This is a genomic window from Mumia xiangluensis (assembly GCF_010994095.1).
Classification (GTDB): Bacteria; Actinomycetota; Actinomycetes; order Propionibacteriales; family Nocardioidaceae; genus Mumia; species Mumia xiangluensis.
Genome location: NZ_WJYO01000002.1, coordinates 570,650 through 592,364 on the forward strand (window position 1 = coordinate 570,650; position 21,715 = coordinate 592,364).

Annotated in this window: 17 protein-coding genes; 11 read left to right on the top strand and 6 right to left on the bottom strand. The window is 70.3% G+C overall.

All coding sequences use genetic code 11. The annotated features are described in order from the left end of the window. Positions 1-159: 159 nt before the first annotated feature. From GH747_RS08885 to GH747_RS08895, 3 genes are all read left to right on the top strand, one after another. Positions 160-1,410, top strand: coding sequence for a sugar ABC transporter substrate-binding protein (locus tag GH747_RS08885; RefSeq protein WP_149769202.1), 1,251 nt, complete (start codon positions 160-162; stop codon positions 1,408-1,410). Between the two features lie 93 nt (positions 1,411-1,503). Then, positions 1,504-3,096 (top strand): ABC transporter permease subunit, encoded by a 1,593-nt coding sequence (locus GH747_RS08890; RefSeq protein WP_149769203.1) that lies wholly within the window; start codon positions 1,504-1,506, stop codon positions 3,094-3,096. Continuing rightward, complete coding sequence (locus tag GH747_RS08895) at positions 3,096-3,977, top strand: sugar ABC transporter permease (protein ID WP_149769204.1); 882 nt, start codon at positions 3,096-3,098, stop codon at positions 3,975-3,977. The genes GH747_RS08890 and GH747_RS08895 overlap by 1 nt, the downstream gene beginning before the upstream one ends. On the opposite strand, the gene GH747_RS08900 is transcribed toward GH747_RS08895, so the two are convergent. Further along, positions 3,946-5,166, bottom strand: a complete 1,221-nt coding sequence (locus tag GH747_RS08900; protein WP_149769205.1) for a benzoate/H(+) symporter BenE family transporter — start codon at positions 5,164-5,166, stop codon at positions 3,946-3,948. The two genes, GH747_RS08895 and GH747_RS08900, sit on opposite strands and share 32 nt — an antisense overlap. A gap of 85 nt (positions 5,167-5,251) precedes the next feature. Between GH747_RS08900 and GH747_RS08905 the strand changes: the two genes are divergently transcribed. The 6 genes from GH747_RS08905 to GH747_RS08930 all read left to right on the top strand — a co-directional run bounded on the left by GH747_RS08905 (position 5,252) and on the right by GH747_RS08930 (position 11,894). After that, positions 5,252-5,836: a helix-turn-helix domain-containing protein gene (locus GH747_RS08905; RefSeq protein WP_205602852.1), complete on the top strand. Its 585-nt coding sequence runs from the start codon at positions 5,252-5,254 to the stop codon at positions 5,834-5,836. Between the two features lie 9 nt (positions 5,837-5,845). Continuing rightward, a complete protein-coding gene (locus GH747_RS08910) occupies positions 5,846-7,816 on the top strand; it encodes a M13 family metallopeptidase (RefSeq protein WP_149769207.1) in 1,971 nt (656 codons plus the stop codon). Then, positions 7,813-9,063, top strand: a complete 1,251-nt coding sequence (locus tag GH747_RS08915) for an MFS transporter (protein ID WP_149769208.1) — start codon at positions 7,813-7,815, stop codon at positions 9,061-9,063. Before GH747_RS08910 ends, GH747_RS08915 begins: the two co-directional genes overlap by 4 nt. Before the next feature lie 129 nt (positions 9,064-9,192). Further along, positions 9,193-9,762, top strand: a complete 570-nt coding sequence (locus tag GH747_RS08920) for a hypothetical protein (protein ID WP_153816617.1) — start codon at positions 9,193-9,195, stop codon at positions 9,760-9,762. A 22-nt stretch (positions 9,763-9,784) separates the two neighbouring features. Next, positions 9,785-10,609, top strand: coding sequence for a CDP-alcohol phosphatidyltransferase family protein (locus tag GH747_RS08925; RefSeq protein ID WP_149769209.1), 825 nt, complete (start codon positions 9,785-9,787; stop codon positions 10,607-10,609). Positions 10,610-10,694: 85 nt separating this feature from the next. Next, on the top strand, positions 10,695-11,894 hold the full coding sequence (locus GH747_RS08930) for a CDP-glycerol glycerophosphotransferase family protein (protein WP_149769210.1): 1,200 nt from the start codon (positions 10,695-10,697) through the stop codon (positions 11,892-11,894). Here GH747_RS08930 and GH747_RS08935 read toward each other — a convergent pair. From GH747_RS08935 to GH747_RS08950, 4 genes are read right to left on the bottom strand one after another with little or no spacing between them, the layout of a single operon-like run. Next, on the bottom strand, positions 11,845-13,098 hold the full coding sequence (locus tag GH747_RS08935) for a polysaccharide pyruvyl transferase family protein (protein ID WP_149769211.1): 1,254 nt from the start codon (positions 13,096-13,098) through the stop codon (positions 11,845-11,847). The genes GH747_RS08930 and GH747_RS08935 overlap by 50 nt on opposite strands. 22 nt (positions 13,099-13,120) lie before the next feature. Continuing rightward, positions 13,121-14,107, bottom strand: a complete 987-nt coding sequence (locus tag GH747_RS08940; protein ID WP_149769212.1) for a glycosyltransferase family 2 protein — start codon at positions 14,105-14,107, stop codon at positions 13,121-13,123. Continuing rightward, positions 14,104-17,595, bottom strand: a complete 3,492-nt coding sequence (locus GH747_RS08945; RefSeq protein WP_149769213.1) for a CDP-glycerol glycerophosphotransferase family protein — start codon at positions 17,593-17,595, stop codon at positions 14,104-14,106. The genes GH747_RS08940 and GH747_RS08945 overlap by 4 nt, the downstream gene beginning before the upstream one ends. After that, entirely contained in the window at positions 17,588-18,985 is a 1,398-nt protein-coding gene (locus GH747_RS08950; RefSeq protein WP_149769515.1) for a bifunctional cytidylyltransferase/SDR family oxidoreductase, read from the bottom strand. The genes GH747_RS08945 and GH747_RS08950 overlap by 8 nt, the downstream gene beginning before the upstream one ends. Before the next feature lie 143 nt (positions 18,986-19,128). Between GH747_RS08950 and GH747_RS08955 the strand changes: the two genes are divergently transcribed. Both GH747_RS08955 and GH747_RS08960 read left to right on the top strand, forming a co-directional pair. After that, positions 19,129-19,941 carry an ABC transporter permease gene (locus GH747_RS08955; protein ID WP_205602854.1) on the top strand — a complete coding sequence of 271 codons (813 nt, stop codon included), beginning with the start codon at positions 19,129-19,131 and terminating at the stop codon, positions 19,939-19,941. A gap of 3 nt (positions 19,942-19,944) precedes the next feature. Next, positions 19,945-20,799 (top strand): ABC transporter ATP-binding protein, encoded by an 855-nt coding sequence (locus GH747_RS08960; RefSeq protein ID WP_149769214.1) that lies wholly within the window; start codon positions 19,945-19,947, stop codon positions 20,797-20,799. A gap of 26 nt (positions 20,800-20,825) precedes the next feature. Here GH747_RS08960 and GH747_RS08965 read toward each other — a convergent pair whose 3' ends face one another. Next, entirely contained in the window at positions 20,826-21,710 is an 885-nt protein-coding gene (locus GH747_RS08965; RefSeq protein WP_228552852.1) for a glycosyltransferase family 2 protein, read from the bottom strand. Positions 21,711-21,715 lie beyond the last annotated feature (5 nt).

Sequence of the window (21,715 nt, forward strand, 5' to 3'; positions counted from 1 at the left end):
GCGAACACAGGCAGAGTTCCCTTCACTCCTGCAATAACAGTGATCGAACGCCGCGCGTTATCGAACTGTTGCGATCAGGTTTCAAGCTTGCTCTTGCCAGGAGCGCGTTCGGTGACCTAGAAATGGAACCGATTCCACTACCTCGAAGGAGCAATCCTCATGCTGGTGAACCGCAGACGCGTCCTGGCCACTGGTGCCCTGGCCGTCGCCTCATCACTCCTGCTCGGCGCCTGCGGGTCGTCCGACGACTCGGGCTCGGACGACTCGTCGTCGGGTTCGACCACCCTCACGATGTGGGTCGACGCCGAGCGCGCACCGGCACTGAAGGATGCAGCGGCGTCCTTCAAGAAGGACAAGGACGTCGAGGTCAAGCTCGTCATCAAGGACTTCCAGTCCGCCCGCGACGACTTCATCACCCAGGTCCCGACCGGCAAGGGTCCCGACATGATCGTCGGCCCGCACGACTGGGTCGGGAAGTTCGTCCAGAACGGCGTCGTCGCGCCGCTGGAGCTCGGCGACAAGGCCGGCGACTTCGAGGACGCAGCGGTCCAGGCGATGACGTACGAGGGCAAGACGTACGGGCTCCCCTACGCGATCGAGAACGTCGCGCTCGTCCGCAACACGGCACTCCTCGACACGCCCGCCCAGACGATGGACGACGTGGTGGCTGCCGGCAACGGCGTCGTGAAGGCCGGCAAGGCGAAGTACCCGTTCCTCGTCGGGCTCGACCCCAAGCAGGGCGACCCCTACCACCTCTACGGCATCCAGACCTCGTACGGCGCACCCGTCTTCGAGCGCAACGACGCCGGCGACTACGACCCGAACCAGCTCGGTCTCGGCAACCCCGGCGGTGTCGAGTTCGCCAAGGACCTCGCCGCCTGGTCCAAGGCCGGCGCGCTGAACCCCAGCATCACCGGCGACATCGCCAAGACGGCGTTCAACAAGGGTGAGTCCCCCTACTTCCTCACTGGCCCGTGGAACGTCCCGGACATGCAGAAGGCCGGTCTCGAGATCGCGATCGACCCGATCCCGACCGGCGGCGACGAGGCCGCGACCCCGTTCATCGGCGTCAACGGCTTCTTCATCAGCTCCAAGGCCACCAACGCCCTCGCGGCGAGCGAGTTCGTCCTGAACTACCTCAGCACCGAGGACGCGCAGGACGCGCTGTTCAAGACCGGCGGCCGCCCGCCGGCGCTCAAGGCGTCGTTCGAGAAGGCCGCCTCCGACCCGATCGTCGCCGCGTTCGGTGAGATCGGCAAGACCGGTGCACCGATGCCGGCCATCCCGCAGATGGACGCGGTGTGGGCCGACTGGGGCGCCACCGAGCTCGACATCATCAAGGGCAAGGTCGACCCCGCGACGGCCTGGCCGAAGATGGTCCAGAGCGTCCAGTCGAAGGTCGCCGGCTGATCCACAGCCACTGACGGCCGGGGAGCGTCGCTCGCTCCCCGGCCGCCGTGCTTCTCCCCACCCTGCTGCCCCGCCCCTGGAGGACCCCGCCCCATGACGCCCACCGACGAACGACGCGGTCTGCGGGCTCGCCTGAGCCGACCCGGCGAGACCGACGGGCTGGTCGGGATCCTCGTGAAGATCGTGCTCCTGGGGCTGGTCGACGCGATCGCGATCTACGCGGTGTTCGTGCTCGCCGCGCAGGAGAAGTGGGCGGTCCTCGCCGTCGCGGTCGTCCTGACGGTCGGCGTCAACGTCGTCTACCTGCGGCGAGACGGTCTCCCCGCGAAGTACCTCGCACCCGGAATCACCCTCCTGCTGATCTTCCAGGTGTTCGTGATGGTCTACACCGGCTACATCGCGTTCACCAACGCCGGCGACGGCCACAACAGCACGAAGAGCGACGCGATCGAGGCCATCGCCACCAAGGGCCAGGAGCGCGTCCCGGACTCCCCCCAGTACCAGCTGTCGGTGCTCGAGAAGCGTGCGTCCCTCTGGTTCCTGGTCACCGCGCCCGACGGCACGGTCGCGCTCGGCTCGTCCGAGGAGCCGCTCGAGGAGGTCGACGACGCCGAGGTCGACGGCAGCGGCAAGGCGGTCTCCGTCGACGGCTACTCCACCCTGTCGTTCGAGGAGCTGCTCGACCAGCAGGACGAGATCCTCGCGGTCGCCGTCCCGGTGTCCGACAACCCGTCCGACGGCAGCCTTCGTACGGCAGACGGAAGCACCGCGTACGAGTACCGCTCCAACCTCACCTACGACGAGGCCGCCGACACGTTCACCGACACCACGACCGGCACCGTCTACCGCGACGGGGGCGAGGGGTCGTACGTGTCGGACGACGGCGAGGCGCTGGTGCCCGGCTGGAAGATCAACGTCGGCCTCGACAACTTCCGCCGAGCGGTCGAGACGCCACAGCTGCGCGACTCGCTCCTCGCCGTGATCGCCTGGACGTTCGTGTTCGCCACGCTGTCGGTCGCCCTGGTCTTCGGGCTCGGCCTGTTCCTCGCGATGGTGTTCAACGTCGCCAGCATGCGCGGCAAGAAGTTCTACCGGGTGATGCTGATCCTCCCCTACGCCTTCCCCGCGTTCCTGTCGGGCCTCGTCTGGGCCGGACTGCTCAACACCGAGTTCGGCTTCATCAACCAGGTCCTGCTCGGCGGCGCCGACATCGAGTGGCTGACCGATCCGTGGCTCGCACGGTTCAGCGTGCTGTTCGTCAACCTCTGGCTCGGCTTCCCGTACATGTTCCTCGTCTGCACCGGTGCGCTGCAGTCGATCCCGGACGAGATGAACGAGGCCGCTCGCATGGACGGCGCCAGCCCGTGGCGCGCGTTCAGGGCGGTGAAGCTCCCGCTGCTGCTGGTGTCGGTGGCGCCGCTGCTCATCACGACGTTCGCCTACAACTTCAACAACTTCAACGTGATCTACATGCTGACGCGGGGTGGTCCTCGGTTCGAGGACACGACGAGCGACATCGGGGCTACCGACCTGCTGATCACGATGGTCTACAAGGTCGCCTTCGGGACGGGCACGGGCCGTGACTACGGCCTCGCCAGCGCGCTCTCCATCATCATCTTCGTCGTCATCGGCGTCATCGCGGCGCTGCTCTTCCGCCGTACCACGGCTCTGGAGGACATCCACTGATGAGCACCGTCCCCGCACCGCGCCGCCGCACGTTCCGCCGGTGGTTCACCGACCTCGGCTGGCGCCACCTGGTCGGCATCGCCGTCACCGTGTACGCCGCGTTCCCGATCCTGTACGTCGTCTCGGCCTCGCTCGACCCGTCCGGCACCCTGGCGGGCAGCTCGCGGCTGTTCAGCACGATCGACCTCAGCAACTACCGCGACCTGTTCACCGACCCGTCCAGGCCGTACGGCCGCTGGTTCGTGAACACGCTCGTCGTGGGGGGCGTGACGGCGATCGGCACGGTGTTCCTCGGTGCCCTCGCCGCGTACGCGTTCTCCCGCATGCGCTTCTCGGGACGCCGGGTCGGGCTGCTGACGCTGATGCTCGTGCAGATGTTCCCGCAGATGCTGGCCGTGGTCGCGATCTTCATCCTGATGTCGACGATCGGCGACGTGTTCCCCGCGATCGGAATCGGGACGCACGCAGGGCTGATCCTCGTCTACCTCGGCGGCGCGCTGGGGGTGAACACCTATCTGATGTACGGGTTCTTCAACACGGTGCCGGTCTCGATCGACGAGGCCGCGCGCCTCGACGGGGCGAGTCACGCGCAGGTGTTCTTCGGGATCATCCTGAGGCTCGTCACGCCGATCCTCGCGGTCGTCGGGCTGCTCGCGTTCATCACGGCGACGAGCGAGTTCATCATCGCCAGCGTGTTCCTCACCGACCCGGACCAGCAGACGCTCGCCGTCGGCCTGTTCGGCTACGTGTCCGAGCAGACGTCGACGAACTGGTCGATCTTCGCAGCAGGCGCGGTGCTTGCGGCGATCCCGGTGATGGCGGTGTTCCTGGCGCTGCAGCGCTACATCGTCAACGGCCTGGTGTCGGGCTCGGTGAAGTAGCCGCGTCCTCGTCGGCAGCGTCCGCCCCGCTGGCGCGTCGTACGACGACGGCGTGGACGACGACGCCCGCGACCAGCGCCCAGAACGCCGCGCCGATCCCTGCGACGGCGACACCGCTCGCAGCGACGACGAACGTCACGACGGCCGGCTCGCGCGGACCCTCGGCGGTGACTGCGCCGTGCAGCGCCGCCCCCAGCGTGCCGATCAGCGCCAGGCCGGCGACTGCTTCGACGACGCCCGCAGGAGCCGCCACGACGACCGTCGCGAGCGCGGTCGACCCCAGCGCGATCACGAGGTACGCCCAGCCGGCGGTCTGCGCGGCGATCCACCGCCGCTCCCGCTCAGGGCCGGCCTCGGGACCTGCGGTCATCGCGGCCGTGATCGCCGCGAGGTTGATCGCGTGCCCGCCACCGGGTGCGCCCACGACCGTGCCGATGCCGGTGGTCGCCATCGCGGCGCGCCACGGGACGGTGAACCCGTACGACGCCATCACGGCGACGCCCGGCACGTTCTGCGCGGCCATCGTGACGACGTACAGGGGAAGTGCGATCCCGACGACCGCCTGCCACTCGAGGGTGGGCGCGGTCAGGGCGAGGTGCGGGAGCAGAGGGCCGTCGAGGGCGTCGCCGTGGCGCGCGAGCCAGATGCCGACGACGACCATCGTCATGGCGAACGCCGCGGGTACGGCCCACCGGGGTGCGCGGCGCAGCAGCACGAGCCACGTGAGGACGACCGGCGCGACCAGCCACGGGCTCGTCACGAGCGCCCGGACAGGTGCCACACACAACGGGAGGAGGACTCCGGCGAGCATCGCGTGGGCGACCGGCTGCGGGATCCGCGCGACGAGCCGGCCCAGCGCCGGCCAGCCCGCGGTTGCGAGCACGAGCAGCCCGGTCACGACGAACGCGCCGACGGCTGCGGGCCAGCCTCCGTCGGTGGCGGCAGCGCCCGCCAGCATCGCCGCGCCCGGCGTGGACCATGCCAGCGTGATCGGGAGCCGGTAGCGCCACGACAGGACGATCATGCCGACGGCCTGCGTCACGCAGAGGACCAGCAGGCCCGAGGCTGCCTCGGTGTCGCTGGCCCCGACGGCACGCAGACCGGCGAGGACGACGGCGAAGGAGCTCGTGAAGCCGACGAGGGCCGTGACGAGGCCTGTCGTGACCGGCGTACGTCGTGAGGTGCTCACGGGATGCTCCTTCGTGCAAGGATGAGATCGTTCCGCATACAGAACGTTCCGTAACCGGAACGATAGCCGATCTAGGAGGATGCCCGTGCCGGGGACCCACGGAGCAACCGCGTCGTCCGCCGACACGTCGCTGCGCGTGGGGGCCCGTGTCCGCCGTCTGCGCGAGGACCGCGGGCTCTCGCTGTCCGCGCTCGCCCGCGCGGCCGGGATCGGCAAGGCCTCGCTCTCCGAGCTGGAGGCCGGCCGCCGCAACGCCACGCTCTCGACCCTGTACGCCCTCGCGGCTCCCCTGGGCGTGCCGCTCGCGGCGCTCCTCGACGAGGCCGTCGGCGCCGAGGTCTCCGGCGGCGGGGTCACGGCGCGCCTGCTCGACGTCCGGCACCACCCGGACAGCACGGTCGAGACGTACGTCATGCACTTCGCGGCCGGAGAGGTCCGCCACTCGCCGTCGCACGGCGCCGGTGTCCGCGAGCACCTCGTCGTCGTCCGTGGAGCGCTGCAGCTGGGACCGGACACGCAGCCCTGCGAAGCGGTCGCTGGCGAGCACGTCGCGTTCGACGCCGACGTCCCCCACCACTACGCCGCCCTCGGCGACGAGCCTGCCGAGGGCATCCTCGTGATCGTCACCCCGGCCGGAATCCCGTCGCGAGACCGGTCGGACCCTCCCTAGACTGACCGGATGAGATCAGGCATCGACGGCAGCGGCATCGACCACGACGTCCGCGCGCAGGACGACCTCTTCCGGCACGTCAACGGGACCTGGCTCGCCACCAGCGAGATCCCTGCCGACCGTGCCGTCGCAGGCTCGTTCGTCACGCTCGTGGACGAGGCAGAGGCGAACGTCCGCGCGATCGTCGAGGAGTGCCAGCGCGCGGCCGGTGACCCCACCGGTACGACGGTCGCGGACGAGGCGGCCAAGATCGGCGCCCTCTACACCAGCTTCATGGACACCGACCGGGTCGAGGCGCTGGGCGTCTCCCCGCTCGCCGCCGACCTCGCTGCTGTCGACGCCGTCACCGACCTGCACGACGTGGTCGAGGCCATCGGCCGGCTCGAGCGGCAGAGCGCGTCCAGCGTCATCGGCATGTACGTCGGACCGGACGCCGGCAACCCCGACCGCTACGTCGTGACCATGGTCCAGGGCGGCATCGGCCTCCCGGACGAGGCCTACTACCGCGACGAGCAGTTCGCGCCGGTGCGCGCCGCGTACCAGACCCACGTCGCGACCATGCTCGGGCTCGCGGGACTCGACGACCCCGAGGGCCGCGCCGCTCGTGTGTACGCGCTCGAGGAGAGGCTCGCGAAGGGGCACTGGGACCGCGTCGCCTGCCGCGACGCCGTCAAGACGTACAACCTCCTCGACGCCGACGCGCTCCAGCTGCTGATCACGGCGCTCGACTGGCGCGCCTGGGCGGCCGCCGCCCGTTTCGACCCGGCCGTCCTCGCGGAGGTCGTCGTCGCCCAGCCGTCCTACCTCGAGGCGCTGTCCGAGGCGCTGCGCGACGAGCCTGTCGAGTCGTGGCAGGACTGGCTGCGGTTCCGCCTGGTGTCGTCGGCCGCCCCGTACCTGTCCAGCGCCTTCGTCGACGCCAACTTCGACTTCTACGGCCGCACCCTCTCGGGCACGGACGAGCTGCGCGCCCGCTGGAAGCGCGGCGTCGGCTTCGCCGAGGGAGCGATCGGAGAGGGCATCGGCCGCCTGTACGTCGAGCGCCACTTTCCGCCGACCGCCGCCGCACGGATGGACGAGCTGGTCCGCAATCTCGTCGAGGCCTACCGCGGAAGCATCCTGACGCTCGCCTGGATGAGCGACGAGACCAAGCAGAAGGCCCTCGACAAGCTCGAGTCGTTCACCCCCAAGGTCGGGTACCCGGTGCGCTGGCGCGACTACGGCGCCCTGTCGGTCGACCCGGCAGACCTCCTCGGCAACGTGCGCCGCGCCTCCGACGTCGCCACCGACCGCGAGCTCGCCAAGATCGGCAAGCCGATCGACCGCGACGAGTGGCTGATGACGCCGCAGACCGTCAACGCGTACTACAACCCGACCATGAACGAGATCGTCTTCCCGGCAGCCATCCTCCAGCCCCCGTTCTTCGACGCCGACGCCGACGACGCCGTCAACTACGGCGGTATCGGTGCGGTCATCGGGCACGAGATCGGCCACGGCTTCGACGACCAGGGCTCGCAGTACGACGGCACGGGTGCGCTCGTCAACTGGTGGACCGACGACGATCGCGCCGCGTTCGAGAAGCTGACCGGCACGCTCATCGCCCAGTACGACGCGCTGTCCCCGGACGGAGCCGACGGCCAGTCGGTCAACGGCGCGCTGACGATCGGCGAGAACATCGGCGACCTCGGTGGCCTCGGCATCGCGTACGAGGCCTATCTCCTGTCGCTCGGGGGCGCGGAGGCGCCCGTGATGGACGGGCTCACGGGCGCGCAGCGGTTCTTCACGTCGTGGGCACAGGTCTGGCGTGGCAAGGTCCGCCCCGCCGAGGTCGTACGCCGTCTGACCGTCGACCCGCACTCGCCGCCGGAGTTCCGGTGCAACCAGGTTCTCCGCAACCTCGATGCGTTCCACGACGCGTTCGTGGTGACGCCCGACGACGCGATGTGGCTCGAGCCTGACCAGCGTGTGACGATCTGGTGAGCACCGAGGTCTACACCGCCGACCGGGTCGCCGGGATCCAACGCCGTACGATCGGCGTCCTCGCGTCCGCGCAGGTGGTCGGCGGCATCGGCGCGGGCGCCGCACTGTCGGTCGGCGCCCTCCTCGTCAAGGACGTCTCCGGCTCGTCGGCCGTGGCGGGCCTCGCCACCACGATGCTCACGCTCGGGGCGGCGCTCCTCGCCGTCCCGCTCGCCGCGCTCGCGTCCGCGCGTGGCCGACGCACCAGCCTCTCGACCGGCTGGTTGATCGCGTCGTTCGGCGCCCTCGTCGTCGTCGGGGGCGCGCAGCTCGACGCCACCTGGCTCGTCCTGGTCGGCCTGTTCGTGGTCGGCGCCAACAGCGCCACGAACTTCCAGTCCCGCTACGCGGCCACCGATCTCGCCGAGCCTATGCACGTCGGGCGCGCGCTGTCGCTCGTCGTGTGGGCGACGACGATCGGGTCGGTGATCGGCCCGAACCTCACCGAGGCCGGCGCCCGCACGGCCGACGCTCTCGACATCCCCGACCTCGCCGGGCCGTTCGTGTTCGCGGCCGTCGGCTTCGCCCTCACGGCGACGCTGATGGCGGTCATGCTCAACCCGGACCCGCTGCGGGTGGCGCGGATGATCCGCCCGACGCACGACGACACCTCCAAGCGCTCGCGGATGCGCGACGCGTGGCCGATCCTGCGGACGAACGCCGCCGCACGCACGGGCGTCGTGACCGTCGCGGGCGCCCACGCGGTCATGGTGGCCGTGATGGCGATGACGCCCGTCCACATGGAGGACCACGGCTCGACGCTGACGGTGATCGGCCTCACCATCAGCCTCCACATCGCCGGCATGTTCGCCCTCGCGCCGGTGATGGGCATCCTCGCCGACCGCTGGGGACGTGGACGCACCATCACCCTCGGCCAGGCCACCCTGCTGCTCGCGACTCTGGTCGCCGGCACCGCGGGCGAGTCGGAGTCCCGGATGATCGTCGGGCTCGTCCTGCTCGGGCTCGGGTGGTCCGCGTCGATCATCGCCGGCTCGTCGCTGGTCGCGCAGGCCGTCGGGCCCGACTCTCGCCCGGCTGTTCAGGGCGCGTCCGACCTCGTCATGAACCTCGGTGGCGCGCTCGGCGGGCTGCTCGCCGGCGTGATCGTGAGCGTGTGGGGGTTCGGGCCGCTCAACGTGGTCGCGGCGTTCCTCACCATCCCGGCGATCCGGATGGTGATGGCCGGACGGCACCGCCTCCCCCACTGAGCAGCGCCCAGGTCTGCTCCGGCCGGCTTCGGCGCAACGGGGGTGCAACCCTTGTCGGGTTCGCGACCGGTGACCTACCGTCGTCGCATGCCACCGGGGGGTGGCATGCCTGACTGCTCGGGGGAGCCGATGAAGAATCACATGCCGTGGGGGCCGTCACCGGCGCTCGGCCACTACACCTACTGGCCCCACGCGGAGAAGTGGGAGTTCTCCGAGGGGATGTACGCGATTCTCGGGATCCCGGAGACGACACCCGTGACCACGGACCTCGTCCGTCGGCACCAGCACCCTGACGACGCCGGCCGCACCGAGGTGGCGTTCGCGATGCGTGACCTCACCCATCCGGCCGACTACAGCTATCCGCACCGCATCGTCGACGCGCTGGGGCTCGTCCACGAGGTCGTCGTCGTCGGACGGATCGTCCCCGACGGCGGCGAGCTGGGCCCGCGGATCGACGGGTTCCTCGTCGACGTGAGCGAGGTCGGCGCCCATCCGGCCCAGAGTGCGCCGATGGTCCCGGTGGAGTTCGACGCCTCTGACCTCGTGATCACGCCGTGCGCGCACTGCCCGCAGTGGTGGGCGGAGATCGTCCCCTCGGGCGGGATCCAGGTGGTGCGGGAGTGGCACGAGCCCTACTGCCCCGAGGCGCTGCGCTGGTCGGTGCCGGAGCCGCCGATGTTGGCCCGCTGGGTGTCCTGACGCTGGTGCTACGGTGGCGGCCGTGTCCGACTCGTCGCCCCCGCGCCCCGCTCATCCCACGCTCGCGGAGTACCGCGCGATCGCGCAGCCGCCTGAGGTGCGCAACCGGCGCAGCGCCGAGCACTGGGTCGCAGACGTCTACCTCCGTGACATCTCGCCCTACCTGAGCCGCCCTCTCGTACGCCTCGGGCTGAGCGCCAACGCGGTCACCGGGCTGATGATCCTGAGCGGGTGGGCTGCGGCCGGCTCGCTGTTGATCCCGGGACTGGTCGGCGTCGTCCTCGCCGTGTTCTTCGGCCAGCTCCAGATGCTGCTCGACTGTGCAGACGGCGAGGTGGCGCGCTGGCGCGGGACGTTCTCTCCGGCGGGCACGTTCCTCGACAAGATCGGCCACTACACGGCTGAGTCGCTGATCCCGATCGCGCTGGGTGTCCGCGCCGCGGGCGGGTTCGGCGACCTCGACGGGCACTACGGCTGGACGACCCTCGGCGCCCTGCTCGCCGTACTCATCCTGCTCAACAAGGCGCTCAACGACTTCGTCCACGTCTCGCGCACCTTCTCCGGCCTGCCGCGTCTGGCCGACAGCGCGGAGACGGCTGCGCCACGCCCGGGCCTGGTCGCCCGGCTGCGCCGCATCGCACGGTTCATCCCGTTCCACCGGCTGTACCACTCGGTCGAGCTGACCCTGCTCGCGCTCGTCGCCGCGATCGTCGACATCGTCGCCGGCTCGGCGTGGGGCGGGCTCGCCGGGACCCGCACCCTGCTCGTCGTGCTCCTGCCGCTGGCACTGCTCGCCGTGATCGGGCACTTCGTCACGATCATGGCGTCGTCACGGCTCCGGGCGTAGGACGTCGTCCTCCACGCAAGACCTGCAGGAACGACGAACCACCGTTCACGCATGACCAGACGGCCCGTGGCCTAGGATCGGCGGCGTGCACCGGTTCAGAAGGCTGGCCAGGATCGCCGCGCAGGCGCGCACGCAGGTCCGCAACCGGCTCGACCGCGGCTCGTTCGCGGCGCGCTGCAACACCGACCCGGCGGCGCTGGGCGCTCCCGTCGCGCTGTACTTCGCCGACGGCCCCGAGAACCTCTACCAGCTCCACCAGTGGGACCGCGTGCTCGCGGCGCTCCCCTGGCCCGTCGTCGTGATCGTGTCCCGCCCCGACACCGGGCGCCGGGTGCTCGCCGAGACGTCGCTCCCGGTCTACTTCGCGCCCGGCTCGACGTACCTCGAGGACCTCCTCGCGCACGGCACGCTCAAGACGGTCCTCTACGTGAACCACCTCCCGCTCAACTTCCGGATGCTGCGCTTCGCCTCACCGGTCCACGTACACCTCGGACACGGCGAGAGCGACAAGGATTCGAGCGTCACCAACCAGAACAAGGCGTACGACCGGGTGCTGGTCGCCGGTCCGGCCGCGCGCGAGCGGGTGGCGGGCGCGCTGCGCGAGTTCGACGACGCGGCGCACGTGCGTGAGGTGGGCCGGCCGCAGCTCGACCTCGACTACCCGGGCGCGCCGGACTGGCCCGACGACGGCACGACCCGCGTGCTGTACGCCCCGACGTGGGAGGGCGACCGCGCGAGCATGGCGTACGGATCGGTGGCGTCCCACGGGGTCGCCCTGGTGTCGTCACTGGTCGCCGACCCCCGCTACCGCGTCATCTACCGCCCGCACCCGCGCACCGGCGTGCAGGACCCGGCGTACGCCGCCGCGGACCGTCGGATCCGCGCACTGCTCTCCGAGCACGGCGAGCGGCACCTCGTCGACGTCGGACCGTACGGCTGGCAGTGGGCGTTCGCCGACGTGTGCGTCACCGACCTGTCGTCGGTCGCCTACGACTGGCTGGCCACGGCGAAGCCGATGCTCGTGACGGTGCCGACGGAGCCGCGCACCACCCTGCCGCCGTCACGGCTCCTGGCCGAGGTCCCGCGGCTCCACGCGGCCGACGCCCCTCGTACGGCAGTGCTGCTCGACGGCGACTGGCCACGAGACCGCATGCTCGCCCTGTCCGAGCACTACTTCGGCGACACCGCCGACGGGGCAAGCACGAGGCGGTTCCAGTCCGCACTCGACGAGGCGCTCAGGCTCGCGGACGAGCCGATCGGACCAGCTTCCGCAGCGCCGGAGTGAACCGGTCCCTCTGGCGACGCGCAGCAGCCACCTCACCGACCGGCGGTGCGAAGGTCTTGCGCGCGATCCGTCGGTCGAACGCCTCGGCGCCGGCGGCCTGGCCCGGGTCGAAGACGTGCGACAGGCCGTGCGAGTGGAGGAACGCCGAGTAGCGCGCGAAGCGCTCGGCGTGCCCCGCGAGCAGTGGCCCCCAGTCGGCCTCCGCGTGCAGCGCGACCGCGTCGACGCCGTCGAACTCGACGTCGATCCGGCGGTGCGGGATCTCGTGGTAGCGCGCGAGCTCGAGGGTGCGGGCGTCGTGGGTCAGGACGTAGGCAGGCGTCCCGGACAGGAGTGCGGCGATGTTCCCGTGGATCCGGGTCCCGTAGGAGAACGGGAACGACTCGAGCGACGCCATCCAGGTCGGCACGTTCGTCGGGAACCGCGTCCGCCCGTCCGTGATCAGGGGGTGGTCAGGATGGATCGGCAGGCGCTCGTCGATGACCGCGCGGTCGCTGGTGCCCTCCAGGAGCAGGTGGAGGGTCTCGAGGTCCTGCGCGAAGTAGACGAGCCCCGGGTAGCGCGCGACCTGGTCCTCGACGACGGGCGCCATCTGCGCCAGGTACGGCGACAGATTGAACGCGACGGGGCCTTTCGGGTCGAGCCTCTTCCGCGAGAGTCGGAGCGGGAGGCGGTCGCCGTGCAGGAACATCGACGGGCAGCCGATGACCTCGACGTGCTCGGATCCGAAGCCGAGTCCTGCGAGGTACTCGGCGGTCCACTCACCCCGGACCCCGATCGACGGCGAGCGGTCGAGCACGGCCCGGACGAAGCGGGTCACCGCGTCGCCGACCTGGCGCGGTGCTGCGACGCGCTGCCCGACGGCGGACTGGACGCCGACGCCGACGACCGTCACCGGGACGGAGAGCTGCTCGATGGTCTCGGTGATCGCGTCGAGGTTGGGCAGGAACCGTCTGCGGAACGCATTGGCCAACGGGATGACGACGTGGTCGTACTGGTCGTCGATCTCGGCGGGGCTGAGGGTCCGTGCCCGGTTGAGTCGCGCCACGTCGATCGTGGTGCCGGGCACCGACAGCGTGCGTTGGACCGCGTAGCTGAAGACCAGGTTGCCCACGTTGTTGCCGATGAGGTTGCGCGCGAGCACCCGCTCGGCGGTGGGAGCGGTGAAGGGGCTCTTGTGGGCCCGGATCAGCAACCTCGTCACGAATGTCTCCTAAGGCAGTCGACTAACTCAAGAGGAAGCCTAACCCCCATGCCCCATGGAGCGTCACCATGGCCACCGGAAGGCGGCGCCGCGCCTGCGGATCCAGGTCGCGCCCCTCCCAGAGCGCCGCCGCGGAGACGCCTGCGAGATAGCCGGCCGGGACCGCGAGCCCGAGCAGCAGCCACGGCGTGGTGAACGCACCGATCACGCCGGCCGCGAGACCGAGCGACGAGGCGACCACCACGGCCGGTGGTGCGAGATAGCGCGCCGACGCCGTCTCCGGGTGGCGCTTGATCACCCTGCGGCGCCACCCGCCGGTGCGGTACTGCTGGGTCGCGAACGCCTTCCAGGTCTCGCGCGGGCGATAGGTGACGGCGACGTCGGGGAGGAACCACACCGTCTCGCCCGACTCGCGCAGCCGGAAGTTCAGCTCCCAGTCCTGGGCGCGGACGAAGTGCTCGTCGTAGCCGCCGATCTTGGCGAGCGCGTCGCGACGGAACGCCCCCAGGTAGACCGTCAGCTGCGGCCCAGCGACGCCGCCGGTGTGGAACGCCGCTCCTCCGATGCCGAACCGCGACGACATCGCTCGCGCCACCGCACGCCCGAAGGGACTCACACCCTCAGGCGCCATGCGGCCGCCGACGTTCGCCGCGCCGGTGTCGGCCAGCGCGGTCACGATCCGCGTCAGGTAGTCCGGCGGGAACAGGGCGTGCCCGTCGGCGCGGACGAGGTAGTCGTGCGTCGCAGCGGCGATCGCCGCGTTGAGCCCCTGCGGGGTGAGCCCGGTGGGGTTGTCGACGATCGTCACGGTCGGATGCGCCGCTGCCAGCCCGTCGGCGATCTCTCGTGTCCGGTCGTGCGACGGACCGACGGCGACGACGACCTCGATCTCACCGGCATAGTCCTGGGCGAGGATCCGCTCGACGCACTCGCCGAGGTCACGCTCCTCGTTGCGCACGGTCATGAAGACCGACACCGGAGGCATCGATCCTGCGCGGTCGGTCGTCATCGCAACCCTTCGTCGAGTGGACCGGCATCGATCAGGCGCCGTGCGGCGGACAGGAAACCGTCCGCGTACGAGCCTGACGCGAATTCGCCGAGGTAGTAGACCCGAGACGCCACCCGGTCCGCGACCAGCGGGTCGTCACCGAGCATCGCGTCGATCGCGTCGTCGAGGTTCGCGAGGTTCCCGTCGATCACGTACGCCGCGCGCGCGGCGGGCGCTTCCTCGCAGAGCTGCTCGGGCGTACGGCCCACCGACACCATCGCGTAAGGCTTGCCCGACTGCAGGTAGTCGGAGACGACCGCCGACACGTCGGCCACCATCGCGTCCGAGGCGTTGAAGCAGTCCACGACCGACATCGCTCCCTCGGCGGCCTCCCCCCAGAGGTGCTGCCGCCCCGTGCGGGCCTTGTCGCCGTCGAGGAGCGCGCCGATGCGGGCGATCGTCCGGGTGGCGTCCGGGAACCGGTAGTTGAACGGGTGGGACCGGAAGATCACCCGCGCGCCCCGGGCGAGCAGCGCGGCGACGATCTCCTCGCCGCGCGGCAGCGAGTAGACCTCGGAGTCGGCGTACGGCCCGCGCCAGGTCGGCGCGTAGAGCACGGTGCGGTCCTCGAGCGAGCCGATCGGCCCGCGTGCCGGCGCGATGTCCTCGACCTGCGGACGGCCGACGACCTCGAACTTGTCCGGCGGGATGGCGACGCCGTGGCGGGCATAGCGGTCGATGCCGGCCTGACCCGCCGCGAAGATGCGGTCGTAGATCGCGTGGACCGGGTTGTAGCAGGCAGGCTTCTCCGAGTCGCCGTGGTTGAGCCACACGTGGGCCATCTGCCGTCGCTCGAGGAAGTGCGTGTTGTTCGGTGCGTTGTTGACGTAGAACGCGGCCCGCATGCTCGGGACCACGACCTCCTGCAGGCTGCGGATGGTCGGCCGGTGGACGATCGGCGCCGACGTGATGCCGTCGATCATGCGGAACATCGTCAGGTTGCGGGTGACGACGACGAAGGGGCGGCCCAGGCGCTCGAAGTACGGCATCCACATGCCGAGCTGGTACGGGGCGCCGATGTTCGAGCCGAAGTACACCGCGAACTCCGGCGCGTGCGCCTCCAGCGTCGCGTACAGGCGGTCCTCCGCGTCCACGCACCGGTGGACGCGGGTCAGACCGACCACCAGCGAGACCAGCGTCGTCGCAGCGACGGCGACGGCAACGGCCACGAGCAGGAACGACCAGCCCGCCGCTCCGCAGATCCACAGGGCGACGACCGCCACGATGTTGACGACCCCGACCGTCCCGCGCGAGACGACTTCGCGGATCTCGACCTTCAGCGTCGGCAGGTTCCGCGCCTCGAGGCCGACGCGCTCCCAGTTCTCGAAGACCGTGGACTCGGCCGCGGTCGCCGCGGCGACGGCCGCGAGGGCGGCGGCGACGGCCCACGACACGCCGTGCCAGTCGAACCACCCCACGACGAGCGCCAGGAGCAGGAGGATGCGTGAGATCTGCAGCGTGCCGGCGATCAGCGGGTACTGCGGGTTGCCGGGACGTGCCCGACGGTGCAGCGGCACGAACAGCGCCATCGTGACGAGCGTGACGACCAACGGCAGCGTCGGAGAGGAGCCGACGAGCGTGGCGACGAAGACGAGGAGCGCGAGCCCGCCCGTGACCACGTCGCGAGCGGCCACGGCCAGCTCTCGCCGGACGGCGCCCAGCGTGAGGCGGCCACCGCCGTCCTCGGTGTCGGCAGCCGCGGTCTCGTCGGCCGTGTGCTCACGGCGCGCGTCGATGATCTCGCGGGCACGGTCGACGAAGACGTCGGAGTAGCCGTCGGCCGCGAAGTCCCCGAGGTAGTCGGCGCGTACGGAACGTCGCTCGAGGGCGAGAGGGTCGTCGCCGAGGAGGGCGTCGAGCGCGACGTCGAGGTTCGCGGCGTCTCCCTCGATCACGTACGCGGCAGAGGCGATCGGGTAGTGCGCAGCGAAGTCCGATCCGTTCTCGGTCATCGCGGTCATCGCGAACGGCTTGCCCGAGAAGAGCCAGTCCACGACCACGCTCGAGACGTCGGAGACCATCGCGTCCGCGGCGTTGATGCAGTCGAAGATCGACATCGACCGCTCCGCGCGCTCGCCGTAGACGTGCTGGCGGCCGGTGCGCTCGGCATCCTCGCGGAGCAGCTGGTGGATCGCGCGGATCGTGTCGGTGTCGGTGTCGAAGCGGTAGCTGAACGGGTGTGGCCGGAACACCACCGTCGCGCCGCGGGCGAGCAGGCCGCGGACGATCGAGACCCCGATCGGCAGCGAGTGGTAGGCGGTCTCGTCGACATGACCGCGCCAGGTAGGGGCGTACAGCACCGTCGGCTTCTCGGGCACGGGACCGTCGAACCGATCCACGCCCTCGACCTGGGGCCGGCCGACGACGTCGAACTTCTCCCGGGGGATCGAGACACCGTGCGCGGCGTAGCGACGCACCGCTGCCTCACCGGCCGCGAAGATGCGGTCGTACATCGCGTGGGTCGGGTTGTACGAGGTCGGCTTGTCGGAGTCGCCGTGGCCGAGGAACACGTGCGTGATCTGGTTGTGGCGCACGAAGATGCTGTTGCCTGACGACGCGTTCACGTAGAACGCCGTCGTGAGCGACGGCACGACCACGTCGTCGAGATCGCGGGACCCGCGGCGAACGACGATCGGCAGATCGGTGTGCTCGGCCAGCAGCTCCGCCGGGAAGTTGTGACGGGCCACGATCAGCAGGCGGCGCTCCGTCCGCTGGAGGTACGGGAGCCACATCGTGACCTGGTGGGTGCCGTCCTCGGGCCACGCCGTGTAGACGACCGCCTCGGGGGCGTACCGAGTCACCGCCCCCGGGAGCTCGGCCTCGATCCTCCGGCCGGCGCGCATCCTGACCGCGGCGTTGATGCCCATGACGATGTCGGGGACTGCCGCGACCAGCGTCACCGCGGCCCACCAGACAACAGGCAGCCCGACGCCCGCGGCGACCGCACCGAACGCCAGCGCACCGAGGTGGGCAGCCGTCGCCGCCCCTTCCAGGTCGATCTGCTTCGGCGCCTGGGCCAGCCCGGGGACGTTCGAGACGAAGGTGACACGGTACTGGCGGGCCTGACCGAGGACCGGCTCAAGGACGACGACACCGATGCTGACCAGCGCGGCCAGCGACGCCACCCACACCGACGAGTCGCTCCACGCGACGAAGCAGACGGTGATGGCGGCGCCCACACCACCACGGATCGGGCCTGCGCGGCCGAGGAGGACCAGGTCCTCGGTCAGCGGCAGGTCGTCACGGCGCGTGAACCGCCACGCGTCGAACGCCAGTGCGGCGAGGCTTGCCAGCAGCAGGGCGACGACCACGGAGTCCACCACGCCGGCCAGCGCCGCGGCTGCGGCGAGCACGACCGCTGCGGCCGTCCCGATCTCTGTCGCGGCATCGCCGATGCGCGCTGCCGTGACACGTCCCGCCTCCGGCGGAGCCAGCCCCGCGTCAGCCATTCGTGATCGCCGCGGGGCCGCTCTCGCGTCGGATGTCGATGACGTGACCGGTCTGCGAGGACAGGAGGACGTCGAGCGACTGACGGGCGACCTCGTCGGACGAGAGCAGGGTGCCTGCCGGCTCGTCGCCGAAGGCCTTGGTACGCATCGGCGTGCCGGTGCGCTCCGGGTTCACGCAGTTGACCCGGACGGAGCCGGACCACTCGTCGGCCAGCGCCTGGGTGAGGTTCACGACGGCTGCCTTCGCCGACGAGTAGAGCGAGTAGCCCGAGCGCCCGCGGGTGTACGACGACGAGGTGAACAGGAGCAGCGAGCCGGAGGTCTCGGCGAGGTGCGGGTAGAACTCCTGGGCGATGAAGATCGGTCCGAGGTAGTTGACCTCGGTCGCGTTGTAGATCGTCTCCTCGCTGGTCTCCGCGAGCGGGGCGATCGGCAGGACGCCGGCGGTGTTGACGACATAGTCGACGCGGCCGGTCTTCGCGAGGACGGTCTCCGCGGCGGCGCGGACGTCGCCGCGTCGCTCGACGTGGGTGTCCGTGGCCGATCGCGAGAACGAGAAGACGTGGGCGCCGGCACGCTCGGCGATCGCGGCGATGTCTCCCCCGATGCCGTACGAACCCCCGAAGACCACGACCGTCTTGCCCTCGAGCGCTGCGACCTGCTCGGCCTCGCTCAGGGCGTCCGGACGCTCGGCCGAGGCGAGCTGGAAGAGCTTGTCGGCGATGTAGACGTCGATCGGCTCGGTGACCTTCATGTTGCGCTCGTGACCGTCGACGACCGTGATCGGGACGCTCGGGTTGTAGCGAAGGACCACGGTGCAGTCGTCGGTGGCGACGAAGTCGGGGTCCTTGTCAGCCTCGGCGTACGCCGCGCGGATCACCGACAGGCGGAACGCCTGGGGGGTTTGCCCCCGTCGCAGGAGGTGACGCGGGAGGACGTCGGAGATCGTGCCCGAGTCCTCGTGGACCTGCACGATCGTGTCCGCGGACGGGATGACCGTGTCGACCGCCTCGTACTCGTCGAGGGCAGCGACGACGTCCTCGATGATCGTCTGGGACACCAGCGGGCGCACCGCGTCGTGCAGGAGGACGTTGCACTCCTGGTCGCCGAGCGCGGCGAGGGCGCGCTGGGTGGTGGCGTTGCGGGTGTCGGCGCCCTCGAGGACCTGGGTGACCTTGTCGTAGCCGCCGCTGCGCACGATGGCACGGATGGGGTCGAGGTGCCCCGGCGTCATCATCACGACGATCTCGTCGATCAGCGGGGAGGCCTGCATGGCGGCGATCGTGTGCTCGATGATCGGCTTGCCGGCGATCTTGATCAGCTGCTTCGGGATCGAGAGCCCGACTCGGGTCCCGACACCGCCGGCGAGCACGACGGCCACGTTTCGCATCCTAGTCACGACCTAGAGGGTAACTTGTCGGACGAGACACGAGCCCCAGGGTGCGCGTGGATCACTTTGTTCGCGCGCGTACAGTAGGCGTGCTACGCGGGGGTCCGTCCCCGACGGGACGGGGATCCGGACGAAAGGGACCGATGGTCGACTCGAGCTACACGCGGTCGCCCGTTGCGCGGATGCGCGCGATCTGGGGCGCCCGTAAGATCCTGTTCCTCCTCGTGCGGCGCGACCTGAAGGTCCGGTACGCCAACTCCGTCCTCGGCTACATGTGGACGGTGCTCGACCCGCTGCTGATGAGTTTCGTCTACTGGGCGATGTTCAGCATCCTCTTCGCCCGCAACGTCCCCGGTGACGACCCGTACATCGTCTTCCTGCTGGCGGGCATGCTGCCCTGGCAGTGGTTCAACAGCACTGTCTCCCAGAGCGCCAAGGCGCTGCGCAGCTCGTCGCGGCTGATCCGCTCCACGAACCTCCCCCGCGAGATCTGGATCCTGCGCGTCGTCGCGTCGAACGGCGTCGAGTTCCTGTTCTCGATCCCCGTGCTCGCCGGCTTCCTCATCGCCTACCAGGTGCCCCTGCACTGGAACATGCTCGTCACGTTCCCCCTGGCGATCGTGCTGATGGCGGTCCTGCTCACCGGCATCGGGCTCGGGTTGAGCGTCCTCACCGTGATGGTCCCCGACCTGGATCGTCTGGTGAAGATCTTCCTGCGCCTGTTCTTCTACGCGTCGCCCGTCCTCTACTCCGTGACCAAGCTTCCGCCAGACCTGCGGTGGGTCTATGTCGCGAACCCTGTGGCGGACATCCTCCAGATGTTCCGCTCGGGGATCTTCCCGCATTACCTCGAGTGGACCCATGTCGGCTACACCGCTGTGGTCTCGCTGCTCGTGCTCGCCCTCGGATGGTGGCTGTTCGCGCGGCTCGAGCGCACCGTGCTCAAGGAGCTCTGACCTGTGACCGAACCCATCATCTCCGTCCAGGACATCTCGATCCGGTTCCACCGGTCGCGTCGTCACCGGAGTCTCCGCGACCTGCTGTTCAAGGGTGAGTCCGGCGTCCGAGCCGGCGAGTTCTGGGGCCTGCGCCACATCTCGTTCGACGTGCAGCCGGGCGAGGCGATCGGCGTGGTCGGCCGCAACGGTCAAGGCAAGTCGACGCTGCTCAAAACCATCGCGGGCGTCCTCATCCCCGACGAGGGCCGGGTCAACGTCAACGGCGGCGTCGCGCCGCTGATCGAGATCACCGGCGGCTTCGTCGGCGACCTGACGGTCCGCGACAACATCTACCTCGCCGCGGGCCTGCACGGCATGGGCAAGAAGCAGATCGCCGCCTCGTTCGAGGAGATCGTCGAGTTTGCGGAGATCGAGGACTTCGTCGACACCCCGTACAAGCACCTGTCCTCCGGCATGAAGGTGCGCGTCGCGTTCAGCGTCGTCTCGCGGCTCGACGAGCCGATCATGCTCGTGGACGAGGTCCTGGCGGTCGGTGATCGCGCTTTCCGCGAGAAGTGCTTCGAGCGCATCGACGAGATGCTCTCGCAGGGCCGCACGCTGTTCATGGTGTCGCACAGCGAGGCCAACCTCACGCGCTTCTGCACGCGCGGCCTCTATCTGCGCGAGGGCACGCTCGTGCTCGACGGCCCGATCCAGGAGGTCGTCGACCAGTACTTCAGCGACTCCGGCGACGAGGCCGCGCTCCGCCGCCGCCACGAGCGCAGGATGCGCAGGATGCGCCGGCTCGGGCTCCTCAACGAGGAGGACGAGGAGGAGGACGACGGCGACGAGGACAACCTCCGTACCGTCGTCTGACCGCAGGCGGCACCCGCCTGCGCACCTCACACGACCGGGGGCCTCCAGCGGCGCGTCATCACGAGGACCGTCCGCCACCGCATGGGTCGGCGCGGCCCCGGATCCGTGCGCCATCCCTCGCGCCAGCCCGCGAACCACGGGCGAAGCGACCGTCGCCCGCCCGCGGACCGGACCCCGCGGACGACAGCGACAGCCGTCCAGGTGGCGACGTACGCCCAGGTGAAGGGCCAGCGCAGGTTTCGGCGGGCGAGCCACACGCGGTTGCGGGCGTTCAGCCGGTAGTAGTAGTCGTGGCGTGCCGGATCGATCGCCGGGTGCTCGCAGCTCAGGTCTCCGCGGTACCAGACCTCGTAGCCGGCGTCCCAGACCCGCCACGCCAGCTCGATGCCCTCGTGGGCGTAGAAGTACTCGTCACCCCATCGCCCCGCGGCGTCGAACGCCGTCCGACGGGCGACGAGGACACCCTCCCAGAGCGAGAAGACCGGCGACGACCGCGTCGGGTCGCCCTTGCGCATCCGGGGGATCCATCGGGTCGGCGCCTCCTCCCCCGGGCTCTCGACCCGGGGTTGGACGACCCCGAGCCGCGGGTCCGCCGCGAAGAGGGCCGCGGCACGCGCCAGGAAGTCGGTGTCGGCGAGGCGCGCATCGTCGTCGACGAACAGCAGAAGGTCTCCCGCGACGTGGGGCACGCCGGCGTTGCGCCCTGCGGGGATGCCGAGATTCTCCGGCAGCGCGACGGTCGCGACGCCGTCGGGGAGACCTGTCGGCTCCCAACCGTTGCCGACGCACACGACCTCGACGTCGACTCCCTCCTGCGCGAGAACCGATTCCAGGGCAGCCCGCAGCTCGGCGGGGCGCTTCCCCTGGGTGAGGACGACGGCTCCGACTCGGGGGCGTACGGCGGTGGTCACGCGAG

Bases quoted from the DNA above. Each gene is read 5' to 3' on its own strand.
- GH747_RS08885 (WP_149769202.1), top strand. From the start codon at position 160: ATGCTGGTGAACCGCAGACGCGTCCTGGCCACTGGTGCCCTGGCCGTC.
- GH747_RS08890 (WP_149769203.1), top strand. From the start codon at position 1,504: ATGACGCCCACCGACGAACGACGCGGTCTGCGGGCTCGCCTGAGCCGA.
- GH747_RS08895 (WP_149769204.1), top strand. From the start codon at position 3,096: ATGAGCACCGTCCCCGCACCGCGCCGCCGCACGTTCCGCCGGTGGTTC.
- GH747_RS08910 (WP_149769207.1), top strand. From the start codon at position 5,846: ATGAGATCAGGCATCGACGGCAGCGGCATCGACCACGACGTCCGCGCG.
- GH747_RS08920 (WP_153816617.1), top strand. From the start codon at position 9,193: ATGAAGAATCACATGCCGTGGGGGCCGTCACCGGCGCTCGGCCACTAC.
- GH747_RS08940 (WP_149769212.1), bottom strand. From the start codon at position 14,107: ATGACGACCGACCGCGCAGGATCGATGCCTCCGGTGTCGGTCTTCATG.
- GH747_RS08945 (WP_149769213.1), bottom strand. From the start codon at position 17,595: ATGGCTGACGCGGGGCTGGCTCCGCCGGAGGCGGGACGTGTCACGGCA.
- GH747_RS08950 (WP_149769515.1), bottom strand. From the start codon at position 18,985: ATGCGAAACGTGGCCGTCGTGCTCGCCGGCGGTGTCGGGACCCGAGTC.
- GH747_RS08955 (WP_205602854.1), top strand. From the start codon at position 19,129: ATGGTCGACTCGAGCTACACGCGGTCGCCCGTTGCGCGGATGCGCGCG.